We start from the raw sequence: 16,364 nt of genomic DNA on the forward strand, positions 1-16,364 counted from the left end.
ACTGTATGCCGCGACGCCGCGCACGGGGCGCGCGACACGAAATGCCGGCACGCGACGCGAAGCGCCGCGGCAAGACGGCGAGCGAACGGCGCCGCCCGCCGTTCGCTCGCATACGGATTCATAGGCGCGTCGCCCTCGAAGCAAGCGCCGATGGTTCGCCGCCGAGCCGCGCGTCGGCCAGCGCGTCGAGCCGCCGCGCGCCGGTCAGAAATGAATGATGCGCGGCGTCAGCAGGAACACGCGCTCCATGCGCTTGTGCGAGCGGTTGGTATTCCTGAACAGTGCGCCGATCACCGGGATCTTCGACACCCACGGCACGCGCGCGACGCCGTTCGAATCGTTGTCGGTGCTGTAGCCGGCGATCAGCAGGCTCTCCCCTTCCCCGACGAACGCCTGCGTGTTGATCTCGCTGCTCGTGATCACCGGCAGCGTATCGACCAGGTCGCCGGTCAGCTGGCCGTCCTCGATGTGCACGTCGAGCTTGATCCGGGTCGTGCCGTTGGTGTCCTGCACGACCATCGGCAGCACCCGCATCGACACGCCGGTCGACACCGAATAGAGATCGCCCGACGTGTAGCCCTGCACGCGCACGAAAAAGCGCGTGCGGTTGTCCATCACAGCCTCGACGTTGTCGAGCGTCGCCACCTTCGGGCTGGAGTCGATCTTCGCTTCCGATGTCGATTCCATCGCGGTGATCCGTGCGAGCAGATAGCGCCCCGCGTTGCCGAGCACCGCGGTGATCGCCCCGCCGACCGGCGTGGCCGCGACCGACGTGGTGCCGTCGGACAGCGTGGTCACGCCGAAGTTCGGATTGATGTTGCCGTTGTAGCCATTCTGCTGTTGCGTGCCGGCCCCGGTCTGCAGGTCGACGTGGCTGTTGTGCGCGCGCCAGTCCACGCCGATCTGCCGCAGCAGGTCGTCGTCGATCTCGATGATGTGCGCTTCGATCTCGATCAGGTTGGGCCGCGCGTCGAGCTTCTCGATCAGCGGCGCATAGAGCCCGATGCGCTGCGGCGTGTCGCGGATCAGCACCGAGTTGGTCGTCGGATCGGCTTCCACGACCGGCAGGCTCTGGTCGCCCGCCCCCGGGTCCGCCGTGCCGCCGCCCGGGCCGCCCTGCGTCGCATCCATCAGGGCGCCGTTCTTGCCGCCGCCCGACTGGCCGCCGCCGAGCAGGCTGTTCACCAGGCCACGCGTCGAGCCGTCGCCGCCCGCCATGCCCGGCGGCAGCGGCGGGATCGGCGAGCCGCCCGTGGTGCCGCCGCTCGCATCGGTCATCGGCGACAGCCGCTGCAGGCCGCCGACCGGCTGCGTCGGGCCGCCGCCGCCCGTCCCGCCAGCCTGTTGCGGATGATAGAGATTCGACACGACGGTCGCCACGCCCGGCACGACGACGTTCTTGCCGTCGAGCTGGACCTTGTGGTCGGCCGCCCATGCGCTGCTCAGCTTGAACGCCCGCACCACCGTGCCGTTCGAGCGCTGCATGTTCTCGTCGAGATGCTTCGCCACGCCGGCCACCATCTGCACGTACTGCGGCGGCCCGCTGATGATCACCGTGCGCGCACTGCTGTCGTAGGTGAGCGGATAGCGCTTGTCGTCGAGCCGCATGCCGTGCAGCGTCGTGTTGAGGTCGCCGATCGACGCGTTGTCGAGCCGGACGATCTGTCGCGTGACGTCGTTCGCATTGCTGATCGACATCACGCTGCCGTCGTAGAACCACACGAAGCCGAAGGTGGCGGCGAGCGTGTCCAGGATTCGTTGCGGCGGCATGTCGAAGCGACCGGTCACGGTGCCCTGGACGTTGTCGGCAATCGACGCGGTCACGCCCTGGCTCGCGAGCAGGTCGCGCAGCACGTCCTTCAGGTCCTTGCCTTCGGCCGTCACGTGCGCGACGCTGCTGCGCCAGCGCACCACGTCCGCATGCGCGGCGCCCGCGGCGCTCATCCCGATCGCCCATGCCACCCACGCCGTGCAAAATATCGCCTTCGATTTCATCGCTGTCGCACACCCGTCACGGAAGAAAAAAATCGGTTCGTTATCGTTCGAGCGTGTGCGACGGCGCTTCGTCGAACTGCTTGCGATAGCCGTTGATCAACGTCGAGCGGTTTTGCACGCCCCAGCGGCTCGCGGTGGCGAGCACCCCGCCGTCGGACGCCGAGCCGTCCACCAGCTCGGAGCGGATGCGCTCCATGCGCTGGCGGCGGATCAGCTCGGTCGGGGACATGTTCAGGAATTTCTTGAACGCGCTCTGCAGCGCCCGCTCGGTCACGCCGACTTCCGCGGCGATGTCGCGCACCGACAGGTCGGCGTGCTCGAGATTCTCGAGCAGGAAGCTGTACGCGCGCCGGTAGCGGGCCGGCAGCCGCGCGCCGATGTCGTCGAGCTGCGACGTCTCGCGGATCTTGCGTTCGAGAAACGGCACGCGCGCCGACAGCGCTTCGCGCAGGCATTCCATCGAGGTCAGCGCATAACGGCTGTAGAACTGCTGCGCGTCCTGCAGCCGCCCCTGTGCCTGGCGGGTTTTCGCCACGCAATACAGGTATTCGATTTGCCGGTGGCCGGCCACGCCGGCCTGCGCGGCGCCGTACAGCGGCTCGAGGATCATGTCCGCGGCCTGCGCGGCGTCGCACGCGAGCATCGCGAGCGCGATTTCGAGCCGCAGCGTGCGCTGGTAGTCGTGCAGGTTCTGGTCGCGCGCCCAGTTCACGTGCTTCAGCAGCCCGTCCACCGCGTTGCGGTCGGCGCCGGTTGCTTCGCGCAACTGGCACAGGTAATCGATGCGGGCGCGCAGCACCGGAATGTGCACGCAGGCGATGTCGACGCGGCTCTCTTCGCTGTCCAGATACGCGTGCAGCGACGCCCGCGTGGAGCGGCCATGCATCGAGCCCGACTGCCAGTAGACGTGATCCTGCAGCGGCGCGGACGAGCGCAGCGCGCATTGCATCGCGATGTCGAGCTTCAGCGCCGCGAGCAGCGCGTGCCAGGCCGGCATCGTCTGCGCCGACGCGTCGCGCGCCAGCGCGCGCAGTTCGTCCAGCTCGCCGATCGCCTCCGCTACGCGCCCCAGTTCGTAGAGCACGCACACGATGCCGACCCGCACCTCGATCACGCGGTCGAGCGGAATGTCGTCCTCGTCCGCCGCACGGCCGAAGCAGGCGAGCGCGGTGTTCAGGCGATAGCGGAAAAACGCCTGCCACGCGGTGTTGCGGCAGGACTCCGCGCGCATCGCCTGGCGCGACGCGTTGCTCTGGCGCTGGGCGGCGCGATAGGCCTCCTCCGCTTCCACGTCGCCGCCGGTCAGCAATTGCATGTCGGCGTGCAGTTGCAGCGCGTGCGGCGTATTGCGCGGCGCATCGGCCTCGTCGGCCCAGCGGCTGGCGAGCTGTCGGGCGACACCGATGTCGCCATTGAAAAGGACTGCGCCAAAACGTTCCCGCCCCGAGGCGAAATCCGGTGTGCCCAAATACGCGGCAAGCGGGAAATACAGTGTCGAGAACATGACTGACTCCAGTGCGAACGGGCTTGTCGGGCCGCATTGGAGAACAGGGTAATGGAATGAAATATTCAGAAATTCAATTAATCTAATTTTTACCGGATCTTTGAGAAAGTTTGAGTTTGAAATGAATTAGTAAGCCGGGGATTAATTTGCTTTCCCGTGCTTTGAGAAAATTCCATTCCATTGCGATTCGAGCGAATGCAGTGCCAGCTGCCCGTGCACCTGGTCGACGAACAGCCCGATGAAGATCGCCAGCATCGCGATCGCGACCGCCGCCTTCACCGGCTGGCTCAGGCTGGAGATGTCCAGCTTCGACGCCGATTTCGAGATGAAGCCGAACGCGACGTCGACCAGCACCAGAATGAACAACAGCGGCGCCGCGAGCTTCGCGATCGATTGCATCAGCGTGTCCGTCTGCTGGAGCACGAAAGATTCCACGATATCGCCGGCGATCGGCGCGCCTTTCGCGATCGGCCACCAGTTATACGATTCGTACAGCGTGCCGAGCAGGAACGTCATCCCGCCGAGCGCCCAGAACGCCATGATCGCGACCTGCTGCAGCAGCGTGCCGACCGGCGTGCTCTGCTCCTGGCTGGCCGGGTTGGTGATCTGGATGTTGTTGTGCCCGGTCAGATCGTCGATGTACACGCCCACGCTCTCCGCGACCCAGAACACCGTCGACGCCGCGTAGCCGAGCACCAGCCCGATCGCGGCTTCGCGCAGCGCCACTTCGGCGAGAAACAGCCCGTGCAGCGATTCGATGAACGAGATCGGCTGGCCTACGGCGACGTATGCGCTGAATACGATCGCGATCGCGTTGCGCACCGTGCCCTGGATCACGCCGTCGGCGGTCGGCGGAAACACGAACATCAGCACGAACAGCCGCAGCGCGCACACGGAGGTGACCGTCAGGTAGCCGATGAAAAGGCCGTGCAGATCGACAATCGGTTCAAGCGTCTGGATCATCCGGTATCACCCCTGGAACGCGCGCGCCCGGATGAACCGGGACGTGGCGATTTCCTCGTTTTCCTCGTCCTGCGCGTCCTCGCGGGCGAGTTCGATCGTCCGCCGGATCGCCGCGATCCGTTCGCTGCACTGGTCGATGCGCTGCGTGTTGATGGCGATCTCGCGCTGGAGCCGCGCGATCTCGCGCTCGACGCCGCCGATCTCGCCGTCGAGCTGCGCCAGCTCCGCGACCATCCCGCGCTTGCGGTCGGTCACGACGCCGATGTAGCGCACGCACTGGTTGAGCGCATCGATCGAGAAGCCGTCGCTGCCGCCCGTCATGCGCGACACGCGCGCCTGGTAACCTTCGATCACCCGGGTCTCGCCGTCGATCTGCTCGACCTTCGCCGCGCGGCGCGCGAGCAGCCCGACGCGTTCGTCGTGCCGCGCGGCCAGCTCGACGCGCAGCGCGTCGATCGCGCGATTGCGGCGCGCGTTGGCATGCCCGAGCGCGGCGATCCGCTGGCGGTTCGCGTCCGCCATCAGCCTGCGGTCAGCGCATGGAGCCCGGCCTCGGTGTCGGCCAGCGCGACGATCTCGTCGGTGGGCTGCGACAGGAACGCCTTGATCGCGTCGTGCCGCGCGATCGCCTCGTCGGCGAGCGCGTTCGCCCCCGGCTTGTATTCGCCGATCTGCAGCAGCATCTCGATCTCGCGGTACTTCGCCATCAAGGCCCGCACGCGGGCGGCCGCGTCGACGTACCGCGCGGGCATCACCTGCGACATCACGCGCGACAGGCTGCCCAGCACGTCGATGGCCGGATACTGGTTGCGCGCGGCGATCTCGCGCGACAGGATCATGTGCCCGTCGAGAATCCCGCGCACTTCCTCCGCGATCGGGTCGCTGCCGCTCTCGTCCTCGGCGAGCACCGTGTAGAGCGCGGTGATCGAGCCGGTGGCGCCCATGCCCGCGCGCTCCAGCAGGCGCGGCAGCTCCGCGAAGATCGACGGCGGGAAGCCGCGCCGCGCAGGCGGCTCGCCGGCGGCCAGGCCGATTTCCCGGCCGGCGCGCGCGAAGCGCGTGAGCGAATCCATCATCAGCAGCACGCGCAGGCCGCGATCGCGGAAATACTCGGCGATCGCCGTCGCCACGTAGGCGGCCTTCGCGCGCTCCATCGACGAACGGTCGGAGGTCGCGCACACGACGACCGAGCGCGCCATGCCGGCCGGCCCGAGAATCAGCTCGACGAACTCGCGCACTTCGCGGCCGCGCTCGCCGATCAGCGCGATCACGTTGACGTCGCAATCGGTGCCGCGCGCGAACATGCCGAGCAGTGTGCTCTTGCCGACGCCCGCCGGCGCGAAGATGCCCATCCGCTGCCCTTCCGCGAGCGTCATCATGCCGTCCACCGCGCGCACGCCGGTTGCCATCGGCGTGTCGATCATGCGGCGGCTCATCGGTTCCGGCGGCGACGCGAAAACCGGCTGCAGCGTGTCGGATTCGATCTCGGGGCCGCCGTCGACGGGATTGCCGAGGCTGTCGATCACGCGCCCGAGCAGCATGTCGCCGACCTTCACGGCGAGCGAGCGGCCGAGCCCGACCACCTGGGTCGAGCGCGAGATGTCCGTCAGCCGCGAGAACGGCGACAGCAGCGCGCAGTCGCGCGTGAAGCCGATCACTTCCGCGTGCTGCAGCAGCGCGCCGGCCGGCGTGCGCAGCTCGCACAGCTCGCCCAGCGACACGTCGAGCCCGCCCACCTTGACGAGCGTGCCGATCACCTCGATCACCTTGCCGGTGCGCAGCACGCCCGGCCGCGCGAGAATCTCGCGCTCGATCTCGTCGGTCAGGCGCTCGAAGCCGAGCGTCCGGTCGAACCAGCCGTCCTTCATCGCGATGCCTCGGCTGCGGCGGCGTCGCCGCTTTCAGCCGCGTCGTCGTCCGCGTCGTCCGGCGCGATTGCCGCGTCGGCGTCGGCATCGGCATCGGCCTGATCCTGGTATATCGAGCGCTTGAGCGCCCGCGCGACGGCGCTGCGCATCGCGCGCAACTGCGTCTTCAGGCTCGCGTCGACCGAGCCGAAATCCGTTTCGCAGACACACGCGCCCGGCTCGAGCTGCTTGTCGGCGACGATCGACACCGGAATCGGCCGGCCGAGGTCGCGCCATTTCGCCGCGAGCTGATCGAACGCCGCGCGCGCCGCGTCATAGTCCTGCGGATTCACCGCGACGCGCAGGTAGGTGGAGTTGTCGATGATGCGGTCGACGGTCGACAGCGCGCGGGCGAACAGCGCTTCGCGATCCATGCTGTGCACGATGCTCTCGACCGCCGACGCGATGATGTCGGCCAGCCGCTCGCGCATGCGGACCTGCAGGCGGTTCTGCGCGTCGGTCGCATCGGCGAGCCGCTCCATCCATTCCGTCAGCGCGCGGTTCGCGCCTTCGCGGTAGCCGCGCTTCGCGGCCGTCTCGTAGGTTTCGCTCGCGGCGTCCAGCAGCAGCTCGGCCTGCTCCTCGCCCGCCGCGACGATCGCCGCGGCCTCGTCCTGCGCCTGCGCCAGCACGAGCGCCCGATCGGCTTCGAGTTGCGCGTACGCGTGCGCGATCGACAGCAGATCGCCGAACGTCTCGCGCCGGACCACGTCGCCGTGCACGCCGAACCGCACTGCCGGGCCGTCGGGGTCGTCCCGAGCGCCCGCGTCGGCGCTCAGCCGGCGGCTGTTCAACCAAATAACCATGCCCACTCCCGAAGCAATTCCGGCAGACGACGAAACAGCCGGGCGGTGCCCGCCTCGTCATGCTGCGTCGGCAATGCGCTGAGCCATGCCGGCACCTCGACGTAACGGGGCAGCGCGAGCCGCGACAACGGAAACGGCAGGCCGTCCGCGCTTTTCAGGTCGCGCAGCACCAGCAGCATGCCTTCGATCGCGAGCGCGTCCGCGTCCAGCGACGCGAGCGGCGGCATCGCGACGGCGGCGAGCCGCGCCGCGTCGTTCGCGCTGTCCGTGCCGGGGCCGCTCATCAGCACGTCCACGTCGAGCCCGGTCCAGTCGGCGAGCCGCTTCTGCGCATGGCGATCGATCAACCGCCGCACCTCGCCGCGCCGCAGCAGCAGCGCGCGCATGCGCCAGATCCGCATCGTCAGCGGGGCGGGCACGACGTCGAGCAGGCACGCGTTCGGCTGCGACGCGACGATCGCGCCGACCGGCGTGAAACCGCCCGGCGACAATGCCGCGAAACCCGGCGGCGTCACGCCGAGCGTGCGCACCAGCGCCCACGAACAGCGCGCGGCGACGCCGGGCGGCACGTTCGCCAGCAGCGCGCGCCAGTTGCTCAACCGCGCCTCGGGCACGCCGAGCGACGCGGCGATCCACGACGGATGCACCCAGTCGGCGACGCGATCCACGTTGTTCCGGTAACAGTCGAGCGCCCTGGCGACACGCACGGCCGGCACACCGGCGTCGAGCCCGGCAGGCGCGGCGAACCCCGTCATCGCTCAGGATTCCTTGCGGGCCGGCCGGAACCGGCCGGCGAACGCATCGAGCCAGCCCTGCAGCGCCGGCGTGCCGCGCTTCGCGCCGAACCGGTACGCGGCGAAGCCGGCGGCCGCCAGCACGGCGACGATGCCGACGCCCAGCGCCAGCATCCACCACGGGTTCGACGCGGGCGGCGCGAGCTTCGACAATTCGACGGGATCGGCCGCGACGGTCGTCACGCTCACGTGGTCGTAGGTCAGCCCTTCGACGCTGTGCATCACGAGGGTCTTGATCTGCGGGATCAGCGTGTTGATGTCCGCGTCGGGGCGGTACTTGATGAACACGGCGGCGGACGACGGCTTGACGTCCTGCGCGAGCGGATCGTTGTTCGGCAGCACGATCTGCACGCGCGCGACCAGCACGCCGTCGATCTTCGACAGGGTGGACGACAGCTCCTGCGAGATGCCGTAGACGAACCGCACGCGCTCCTCGGTCGGGGTCGACACGAGGCCGTCCTTCTTGAACAGTTCGCCGAGATCGTTGAACTTGCTGTGCGGCAGCCCGCGCGCGCGCAGCACTTCCATCGCGCGCACCAGCTGTGCGTCGTCGACGTCGAGCGTCCAGTTCTTGCCGCCGTCCGGGCTGTCCTTGCTGGCGGTCACGCCCTGTTCGAGCAGCGCGACCAGCATCTCGTTCGCATCCTGCTCGGTGAGGCTGCCGTAAAGTTCCTTCTTGCATCCGCCGAGCAAGGCGATGCAAAGCGCGACGACCGCCACGCGCGCCCAGCGACGATTCGACTTCATTGAGTTGCCATCCGCCCTTCAAGCACTGCCGTTTGCGACGCCCGCCCCGCCGGCCGGCGGAGCGCGGGGCTCATTGGTTCTTCATCAGGGTCTGGACCGACGACTTCGACGATTCCGCGAGACTCATCTTGACCTGCATGTTCATCTGCATGCTGGTCATCTCGAACATCATGTGGATGGTGCGGTTGGTCATCTCCGTCGTCGACAGCCCCGGGATGTCGTCGGACAGCTTGCCGATATCGGCGATCGTCCGCTGGAACTGCGCGTCCTGCGCCTCGACGGCCTTCGACACCGTGGACGACAGATGGCTGTTCGCATGCTCGGGCGGCGCCATCGGCGCGCGCGCCATCAGGGCCTTGAACTTGTCGCCCAACTGAGCGTGATCGGCGGACGCGGCGGCCGGCGCCGCCGTGGCGTCGAGTGCTGCGGGCGCCAGTTGGCTGACGGGATCGATGGACATGTCGGTTCCTCCTGAATTACGCGCGCAGGAATGCGCCGCCGCCCTGGAATATCTCGGCCGCCTGCGCGGGGTCGTGCTGCACGGTGCTCGCCGGCTCGTCGGCGCTCGCACCGGCCTCTTCCAGCGACGCGGGCGAAACGAACGGCTGGCCCGGACGATGCTCGCGGATCGCGCGATCCACCTCGTCCTTCACTTCGAGCGCCCGCACCAGCGCGCGCGTGTCCTTGTTGTCCGGATCGTCCGCGAGCGCCTCGGTCGCGATCTGCCGCCATGACGGATCGCCCATCGACGACAGCGAGAACGCGAGCAGCGCCTTCGCATAACCGAACTGCGGCCGCATCTCGATCACCCGCAGCAGGATCTGGTTCGCTTCCTGCCACTGCCCCTTCGCCATGCGCAGCAGGCCGTCCAGCGCGTCGATCTCGACCACGCGCGGGCGCAGCAGCCGCAGCGCGTCGATCGCCTGTTCGATGTCGAACAGGTCGACGGGCGTGTTCGGGAAATTGTCCAGCAGCGCCACGGAGACGGTCTCGATGAGCCCGCCAATGAATTCCGGGCTGCAGTTCAGGTACTCCGGCGTGTCTACGGTCATGGCAACGCGCTCCTGCGATGGGGTGGAAACAGGCCGGCCGGTCGCGCCGCGAACGGCGGCGCTGCCGGATGCATCCCGACGCCTTCGACCATAGCAATTCCGTCCCGCCCGCCTGCCGCCCATGCGAAGCCAGCGCGCACGAGGCGAAGCGCGCCCCGCCCGGCACCGCCGCCGGCCGCTTGCTTCGGCCCGCGCGGCGCCACTTCGCATCGCCCGCGCCGGCCGCGTGCGGCGGGCGCTAAGGTCGTCGCAACGGCGCGACTGCGCGTGCGTTTCCAGTTTCCATTCGATCCGGCCGAGACTGCGCCGCGGGCCCTTCCATGAGCGACGAAAAGACCGAACAGCCAACCGACAAGAAACTCGAGGACGCGCGCAAGGACGGCGAGGCCGCGCGCAGCAGCGACTTCTCCGACGCGCTGTCGATGGCCGGCGCGCTGATCGCGCTGGTCGCGACGGTGCCGATGTTTCGCGACGGGCTGCACGAGATCGTGTCGATCCCGCTGTCGTTCGTCGGCCAGGATCATTCGCTGGAGCACCTCCACGCCGACCTGTTCAGGATCGGCGCCACCGCGCTGAAGCTCGTCGTGCCGTGCGTGCTCGCGGCCGCGCTGGCGTCCACGGCCGGCTCGATCGCGCAAGTGGGCTTCCGGATCGCCACCAAGCCGGTCACGCCCAACATGCAGACGGTCAACCCGGCGAGCGGCATCAAGCGGATCTTTTCCGCGAAAAGCCTGATCGACTGCGCGAAGATGGTGATCAAGGCGATCATCCTCGCCTGGGTGATGTGGCAGTCGATCAAGTGGCTGTTCCCGCTGGTGGTCGGTTCGATCTACCAGCCGCTCGCCGGGCTGTCGCTGATGTTCTGGGACATGCTGGCGAAGCTCGGCGCGATCTCGGTGGGCATCTTCGTGCTGGTCGGCGCGATCGACATCAGGCTGCAGGGCTTCCTGTTCATCAAGAAGATGAAGATGAGCAAGGACGAGGTGAAGCGCGAGCACAAGGAGCAGGAAGGCAGCCCCGAACTCAAGGGCGAGCGCCGCCGCCTCGCGCGCGAGCTGGCGACCACGCCGCCGAAGCCGCGCATCGGCCTCGCCAACGTGCTGGTGGTCAACCCGACCCACTTCGCGGTCGCGGTGCGCTACGCGCCCGACGAGCATCCGCTGCCCGTCGTGATCGCGAAGGGCATGGACGCGGACGCCGCGTTGCTGCGCCGCGCCGCGCGCGAGGCCGGCGTGCCGATCATCGGCAACCCGCCCGTCGCGCGGGCGCTGTACAAGGTCACGCTCGACCAGCCGGTGCCGGAAGCGCTGTTCGAGACGGTCGCCGCGATCCTGCGCTGGGTCGACGCGATCGGCGCGAGCCGCCCGCCCGAGTCGCCCTCCCCGTCACCCCATCACTGAGCGTTCCGATGTTCAAGGCCCTCAAGATCCCGGCCGGCGGCGAAATCGGCATCGCGCTGCTGGTCACCGCGATCATCTCGCTGATGATCCTGCCGCTGCCGCCCGAGCTGATCGACATCCTGCTCGCGATCAACATCACGATCAGCGTCACGCTGCTGATGGTGACGATGTACGTGCCGGACATCGTGTCGCTGTCCGCGTTCCCGTCGCTGCTGCTGTTCACCACGCTCTACCGGCTGTCGCTGAACATCGCGTCGACCAAGTCGATCCTGCTGCACGCCGAGGCCGGCAACATCATCGACAGCTTCGGCAAACTGGTGGTCGGCGGCAACCTGGTCGTCGGGCTGGTGGTGTTCATCATCATCACGACCGTGCAGTTCATCGTGATCGCGAAAGGCTCGGAGCGGGTGGCCGAGGTCGGCGCGCGCTTCACGCTCGACGCGATGCCGGGCAAGCAGATGAGCATCGACGCCGATCTGCGCGCGAACCTGCTGAGCCCCGAGGAAGCCCGCCACCGGCGCGCGACGCTGGCGATCGAGAGCCAGCTGCACGGCGGGATGGACGGCGCGATGAAGTTCGTGAAAGGCGACGCGATCGCCGGCCTGCTGATCACGACCATCAACATCGTCGCGGGCATCGCGGTGGGCGTCGCGTATCACGGGATGACCGCCGGCGAGGCGGCGAACCGCTTCTCGGTGCTGTCGGTCGGCGATGCGATGGTGTCGCAGATCCCGTCGCTGCTGCTGTCGGTCGCGGCCGGCGTGATGATCACGCGGGTGGCGGACGAACGGCACCACAAGCCCCGCTCGCTCGGCGAGGAAATCGGCCGCCAGCTCGGCTCGAGTTCGCGCGCGCTGTATTTCGCCGCGCTGCTGCTGCTCGGCTTCGCGCTGGTGCCGGGCTTCCCGGTCGCGCTCTTCCTGCTGCTGTCCGCGCTTCTCGCGTTCATCGCGTACAAGCTGAATCGCAAGCAGCCGCAGCAGGGGCCCGCGCAAGACGGGCTGCAGGCGATGCAGCGCTCCGGCGCGAAGGCCGACACGCCGGCGATCATGACGCGCGCGCCGCAGTTCGCGTGCCCGATCGGCGTGCGCGTCGCGCCCGACCTGATGCAGCGGCTGGCCTTGCCGACCCTCGACAATGCGTTCGGCGCGGAGCGCGCGCGGCTGCAGGAGGAGCTGGGGCTGCCGTTCCCCGGCATCACGATGTGGACCCATGCGGCGCTGCCGGCAATGCACGCGGAGATCCTGATTCACGACGTGCCGTATCTGCTGATGGAGCTGCCGGCGGGCCGGGTCATGCTGCCGGAACCGGAACGCGTCGCGCCGGGCACGCCGCTGTCGGACGACGACGCGCGGCAGCGCGACGCGCTGATCGCGAAGAGCGAGCCGCGCCCGCCGATCGATCCCGGCGGCCGGCCGACCCACTGGGCCGATGCGCGCGAGCTGCCGCCGCGCATTCCGGCGTGGGGCCCCGAGCAGGTGATCGCGCACGCGTCGGTCGCGCTGATGCGCCACCACGCAACCCAGTTCCTCGGCATCCAGGAGGTGCAGTGGATCCTGGAGCAGCTCGGCGAGGATCACCCGGGGCTCGTCGCGGAAGTCCAGAAGGTGCTGCCGCCGCAACGGATCGCCGACGTGCTGCGGCGCCTGCTCGAGGAACAGATCTCGATCCGCAACGTGCGGACCATCATGGAAAGCCTCATCGCATGGGGGCCGAAGGAAAAGGACATGCTGATGCTGACGGAATACGTGCGGGGCGACCTGTCGCGCTTCCTCGCGCATCGCGCGACGCGCGGCCAGCGCACGCTGCCCGCCGTGCTGCTCGACCTGCCGATCGAGCAGCACATCCGGCAGGCGATCAAGCAGACCCCGACCGGCAATTTCCTGGCGCTCGCGCCGGACGAGATCGGCCTGCTGATCGACAAGATCCAGGCCGTCGTCGGCCCGCAGCCGGCCGACGGCGTCGCGCTCGTCACGTCGATGGACATCCGCCGCTACGTGCGCCGGATGATCGAGGCGAAGCTCGGCTGGCTCGCCGTGTATTCGTACCAGGAGCTGGGCGAGCACGTCGACCTGCGCCCGATCGGCCGCATCACCATCTGACGCCGCACCGTGACCCGCATCGACAGCCGAGACGCGCCCCCGCTGCCGACTCGGGACGACGCGGGGCCCGCGCCCGCGCGCGGCACGCGCCGCTTCGACTACGCGGCGCTGCTGGCCGCGCGCCGCACGGTGGCGCGCCCGGTATCCGATGCGCCGCCCGCGTCGCGGGAGCCGGACGACGCCGGCGCCGAACCCGATCCGTCGCCCGCGCCGCACGAGCACGTGCCGCTGATCTCGAACGAGCGCGACGCGCCCGCGCCGGACACGTGGCCGACCCCCGCCGAACGCGCCGAATGCGAGGCGATCGCCGCGCGCATCGCGAGCGCCGCCACGCCGATCGCATCGGTCACGCTGCAGGAGCGGCGCGATCACCTCGGCCTGCTCGGCGTGCTGTCGCGCGAGGTCGCGGCGTTCTGCGGCGATCCCGCCGTCGCGGCCGCCGGGCAGTGGGAAGCGCAGGTCGTGCTGAACGACCGGATTCTGCCGGCCACCGAACTGCAGGTGTCGCTTTCGCATTTCGACCTGCTGCTTCGGTTCGATACGCAGGATCGCGAAGCCCGGCAGTTACTCTTGGCCCACAGCATCGCGCTCGAGCACGAGCTCGACGCGATGCTGCGTGCATGGGGGCAGCCGCGAACCGTTCGTCTCACGGTGTGGTGAGCGCTCCGCATGAATCGCCTCGGCGCAGGGGCCGCTTGCGCGGGCCAACGGCGGCATTTCTTGGCAAGGGTTGAAACTGATTCGTCATTCGATTACGCCTGACGGCGACGCCGTCGCCGCGCCGTTCGCGCTGCCCCCGCTCGATGCGGCGAGCGCGCACGCGTCGCGCCGGCTGTTCGACGCACGCTTGCCGGTGTTCCTGCGCGACACGCTCGGCGTGCGCGATTTTCGCCGCGGCTTCGCGGCCCACGCCCCGGACTATGCCGATCCGGCGTTCGCGGAATTGCGGGTCGACACGCCGGCCGGCCCGGTGAGCGCGCATCTGCTGCTCGATCTCGAACGCTACCCCGCGCTGGCGGTCTGCGCGTGGTCCGAGGCGCAGGCCGCCGATCGCCGCACGAGCCCGGAGCTCACGCTGCGCAATGCCGTGGCGAACGTGCTGTGCACGCCGCTGCTGCGCTGCCTCGACACGCTCGGCCTGAAAGACGTGCAGATCGTCGCGGTCAGGCGCGGCGCGTGGCCCGCACCGCGTCCGGACAGCGTGACCGTCGCCCTGTCGCTCACGCTGCGCGACCGGCGGCACGACGCGCGGGTGCGCTTGCCCGGGCGCTGCATCGAGTGGCTGGACGGCTGCCTGGCCAGCACGGCCAGGCTCGCGCGGTTCGACGCGTCGCTGCGCGTGCCCGGCAGCCTCGTGCTCGGTACGAAGCCGCTGTCGGTCGACACGCTGCAGAGCCTGCGCGGCGGCGACATCCTGATGCGCGCGCTCGCCCCGTCGCTCGATGCCGCGTGGCTGCACGCCGCAAGCGCGGCGCCGGACGACGGTTCGCCGGCCGTTGCCCGAGCCGTCGCGCTCGCGACCTGGGGCAGCGCGGGCCTCGCGCACTGCCAGGCCGCCGTGGCGCTGCAACCCCGAACGATCACTTTGTTGAAGGAACCCGTGATGACCGAAAGCACCGTCCTGGGCACCGCGGAAGCCGGGCTGGACGCGCCGGAAGCCGAACGTGCCGTCGAAGTGGGCGAACTCGAGCTGCCCGTGCAGTTCGTCGCCGATACCGTGGCGCTGACGATCGACGAGGTGTCGTCGCTCGCGCCCGGCTACGTGATCGAGCTGCCGACCGCGATCGCCGACCTGACGCTCAAGCTGGTCGCGCACGGCCAGGTGATCGGCTACGGCGAGCTGGTCGGGATCGGCGAACACGTGGGCATCCGCATTCTTCGCATGGCGCACGAGCATGGTTCAGTACAGTGACCTGTCCGGCCTGCTGCTGATCGTCGTCGCGATCGGCCTGTTGCCGTTCGTCGCGATGGTCGTGACGTCGTATGCGAAGGTGGTCGTCGTGCTCGGCCTGCTGCGCAATGCGCTCGGCGTGCAGCAGGTGCCGCCCAACATGGTGCTGAACGGCATCGCGATCCTGGTATCGGTCTACGTGATGGCGCCCATCGGCATGATGGCCGCGAAGACGCTGAACGGCCAGACGATCTCGCCGCAATCGTCGCAAGCCGTGATCCAGGCGGCCGACGCGGCGCGCGAGCCGTTCCGCCAGTTCCTCATCAAGCACACGCAGGAACGCGAAAAGCGCTTCTTCATGCGCTCGGCGTCGATCGTGTGGCCGAAGGAGGAAGCGCAGGCGCTGAAGGAAACCGACCTGATCGTGCTCGCGCCGGCGTTCACGCTGACCGAGCTCACCGATGCGTTCAAGATCGGCTTCCTGCTGTACGTGACCTTCATCGTGATCGACCTGATCATCGCCAACGTGCTGCTGTCGATGGGGCTGAACCAGGTATCGCCGACCAACGTCGCGATCCCGTTCAAGCTGCTGCTGTTCGTCGTGATGGATGGATGGTCGGCGCTGGTCCACGGGCTCGTGCTGACCTACAAGTAACCGGACCGGAGCCGCCATCATGGACGTCGATTCGCTGGTTCACGCCGCCACCCAGGGCATGCTGCTGTGCCTGACCGTGTCGCTGCCGTTCGTGATCGCGGCCGCTGCGGTCGGGCTCGCCGTGTCGTTCGTGCAGGCCATCACGTCGCTGCAGGATCAGGCGCTGCCGTTCGCGATCAAGCTGATCGCCGTGACGATCGTGCTGGTGATCGCCGCGCCGCTGTCGTGCGCGGCGATCCTGCATTTCGCGAACGAGATGATGCGCACGGCATTTCCGTCCTGACGCGAGGCCGCCATGACCCGGATTACCCAGCACGCCGCGGAGATCGCCCGGCAAGCGGCTGTCGCCGCGCACAAGAAATCGGCGAAACCGCGGCGTTCGAAGCCCGCCGGGCAATTCGCGACGCTGTATCGCGGCACGCGTTTCGCGCACGGCGGCCCGCCGGGCCAGCAGAGCGCCGCGCAAGCGCAGCGCACCAGGAAGATGGCCGCGCGGCTCGCGCGCCGGCGCCGCCCGGCCCGCGGCAAGCGCGGCGCCGTGGGCTCCG

Annotated in this window: 16 protein-coding genes and 1 pseudogene; 7 read left to right on the forward strand and 10 right to left on the reverse strand. The window is 68.9% G+C overall.

What is annotated here, in order from left to right; all coding sequences use genetic code 11:
- Nucleotides 1-204: 204 nt before the first annotated feature.
- The 10 genes from sctC to BME24068_RS33125 all read right to left on the reverse strand — a co-directional run bounded on the left by sctC (nt 205) and on the right by BME24068_RS33125 (nt 9,768).
- Entirely contained in the window at nt 205-1,995 is a 1,791-nt protein-coding gene (sctC, locus tag BME24068_RS33080) for a type III secretion system outer membrane ring subunit SctC (protein ID WP_174928602.1), read from the reverse strand.
- Between the two features lie 40 nt (nt 1,996-2,035).
- Nucleotides 2,036-3,499 (reverse strand): helix-turn-helix transcriptional regulator, encoded by a 1,464-nt coding sequence (locus BME24068_RS33085; protein WP_096498580.1) that lies wholly within the window; start codon nt 3,497-3,499, stop codon nt 2,036-2,038.
- A 141-nt stretch (nt 3,500-3,640) separates the two neighbouring features.
- The gene (sctT, locus tag BME24068_RS33090; RefSeq protein WP_096498582.1) at nt 3,641-4,462 is read right to left on the reverse strand and encodes a type III secretion system export apparatus subunit SctT; all 822 of its coding nucleotides are present in this window, start codon (nt 4,460-4,462) and stop codon (nt 3,641-3,643) included.
- 6 nt (nt 4,463-4,468) lie between these two features.
- Nucleotides 4,469-4,984, reverse strand: coding sequence for a hypothetical protein (locus tag BME24068_RS33095; RefSeq protein ID WP_174928603.1), 516 nt, complete (start codon nt 4,982-4,984; stop codon nt 4,469-4,471).
- Nucleotides 4,984-6,330: a type III secretion system ATPase SctN gene (sctN, locus tag BME24068_RS33100; protein WP_174928604.1), complete on the reverse strand. Its 1,347-nt coding sequence runs from the start codon at nt 6,328-6,330 to the stop codon at nt 4,984-4,986. Before sctN ends, BME24068_RS33095 begins: the two co-directional genes overlap by 1 nt.
- Nucleotides 6,327-7,175, reverse strand: a complete 849-nt coding sequence (gene sctL / locus BME24068_RS33105; protein WP_174928605.1) for a type III secretion system stator protein SctL — start codon at nt 7,173-7,175, stop codon at nt 6,327-6,329. The genes sctN and sctL overlap by 4 nt, the downstream gene beginning before the upstream one ends.
- Nucleotides 7,160-7,930, reverse strand: a complete 771-nt coding sequence (locus BME24068_RS33110; RefSeq protein WP_174928606.1) for a type III secretion protein HrpB4 — start codon at nt 7,928-7,930, stop codon at nt 7,160-7,162. Before BME24068_RS33110 ends, sctL begins: the two co-directional genes overlap by 16 nt.
- A 3-nt stretch (nt 7,931-7,933) precedes the next feature.
- Nucleotides 7,934-8,716 (reverse strand): type III secretion system inner membrane ring lipoprotein SctJ, encoded by a 783-nt coding sequence (sctJ, locus tag BME24068_RS33115; protein ID WP_096498592.1) that lies wholly within the window; start codon nt 8,714-8,716, stop codon nt 7,934-7,936.
- A gap of 70 nt (nt 8,717-8,786) precedes the next feature.
- Nucleotides 8,787-9,176, reverse strand: a complete 390-nt coding sequence (locus BME24068_RS33120; protein ID WP_096498594.1) for a type III secretion protein HrpB2 — start codon at nt 9,174-9,176, stop codon at nt 8,787-8,789.
- Between the two features lie 16 nt (nt 9,177-9,192).
- Complete coding sequence (locus tag BME24068_RS33125) at nt 9,193-9,768, reverse strand: HrpB1 family type III secretion system apparatus protein (protein ID WP_174928607.1); 576 nt, start codon at nt 9,766-9,768, stop codon at nt 9,193-9,195.
- 320 nt (nt 9,769-10,088) lie between these two features.
- Between BME24068_RS33125 and sctU the strand changes: the two genes are divergently transcribed.
- From sctU to BME24068_RS33160, 7 genes and pseudogenes are all read left to right on the forward strand, one after another.
- The gene (sctU, locus tag BME24068_RS33130) at nt 10,089-11,168 is read left to right on the forward strand and encodes a type III secretion system export apparatus subunit SctU (RefSeq protein WP_174928608.1); all 1,080 of its coding nucleotides are present in this window, start codon (nt 10,089-10,091) and stop codon (nt 11,166-11,168) included.
- 8 nt (nt 11,169-11,176) lie between these two features.
- Complete coding sequence (sctV, locus tag BME24068_RS33135; protein ID WP_174928609.1) at nt 11,177-13,270, forward strand: type III secretion system export apparatus subunit SctV; 2,094 nt, start codon at nt 11,177-11,179, stop codon at nt 13,268-13,270.
- A gap of 9 nt (nt 13,271-13,279) precedes the next feature.
- Nucleotides 13,280-13,930 (forward strand): type III secretion system protein SctP, encoded by a 651-nt coding sequence (gene sctP / locus BME24068_RS33140; protein WP_174928610.1) that lies wholly within the window; start codon nt 13,280-13,282, stop codon nt 13,928-13,930.
- Nucleotides 13,931-14,000: 70 nt separating this feature from the next.
- Entirely contained in the window at nt 14,001-15,182 is a 1,182-nt protein-coding gene (sctQ, locus tag BME24068_RS33145; RefSeq protein ID WP_162826182.1) for a type III secretion system cytoplasmic ring protein SctQ, read from the forward strand.
- Entirely contained in the window at nt 15,166-15,816 is a 651-nt protein-coding gene (gene sctR, locus BME24068_RS33150) for a type III secretion system export apparatus subunit SctR (protein WP_096498606.1), read from the forward strand. Before sctQ ends, sctR begins: the two co-directional genes overlap by 17 nt.
- Before the next feature lie 19 nt (nt 15,817-15,835).
- Nucleotides 15,836-16,099, forward strand: a complete 264-nt coding sequence (gene sctS, locus BME24068_RS33155) for a type III secretion system export apparatus subunit SctS (RefSeq protein WP_096498608.1) — start codon at nt 15,836-15,838, stop codon at nt 16,097-16,099.
- A gap of 12 nt (nt 16,100-16,111) precedes the next feature.
- Nucleotides 16,112-16,364, forward strand: a pseudogene (locus BME24068_RS33160) (hypothetical protein); the annotation flags it as partial.

It is taken from the genome of Burkholderia anthina (assembly GCF_902498995.1).
Lineage (GTDB): Bacteria > Pseudomonadota > Gammaproteobacteria > Burkholderiales > Burkholderiaceae > Burkholderia > Burkholderia anthina.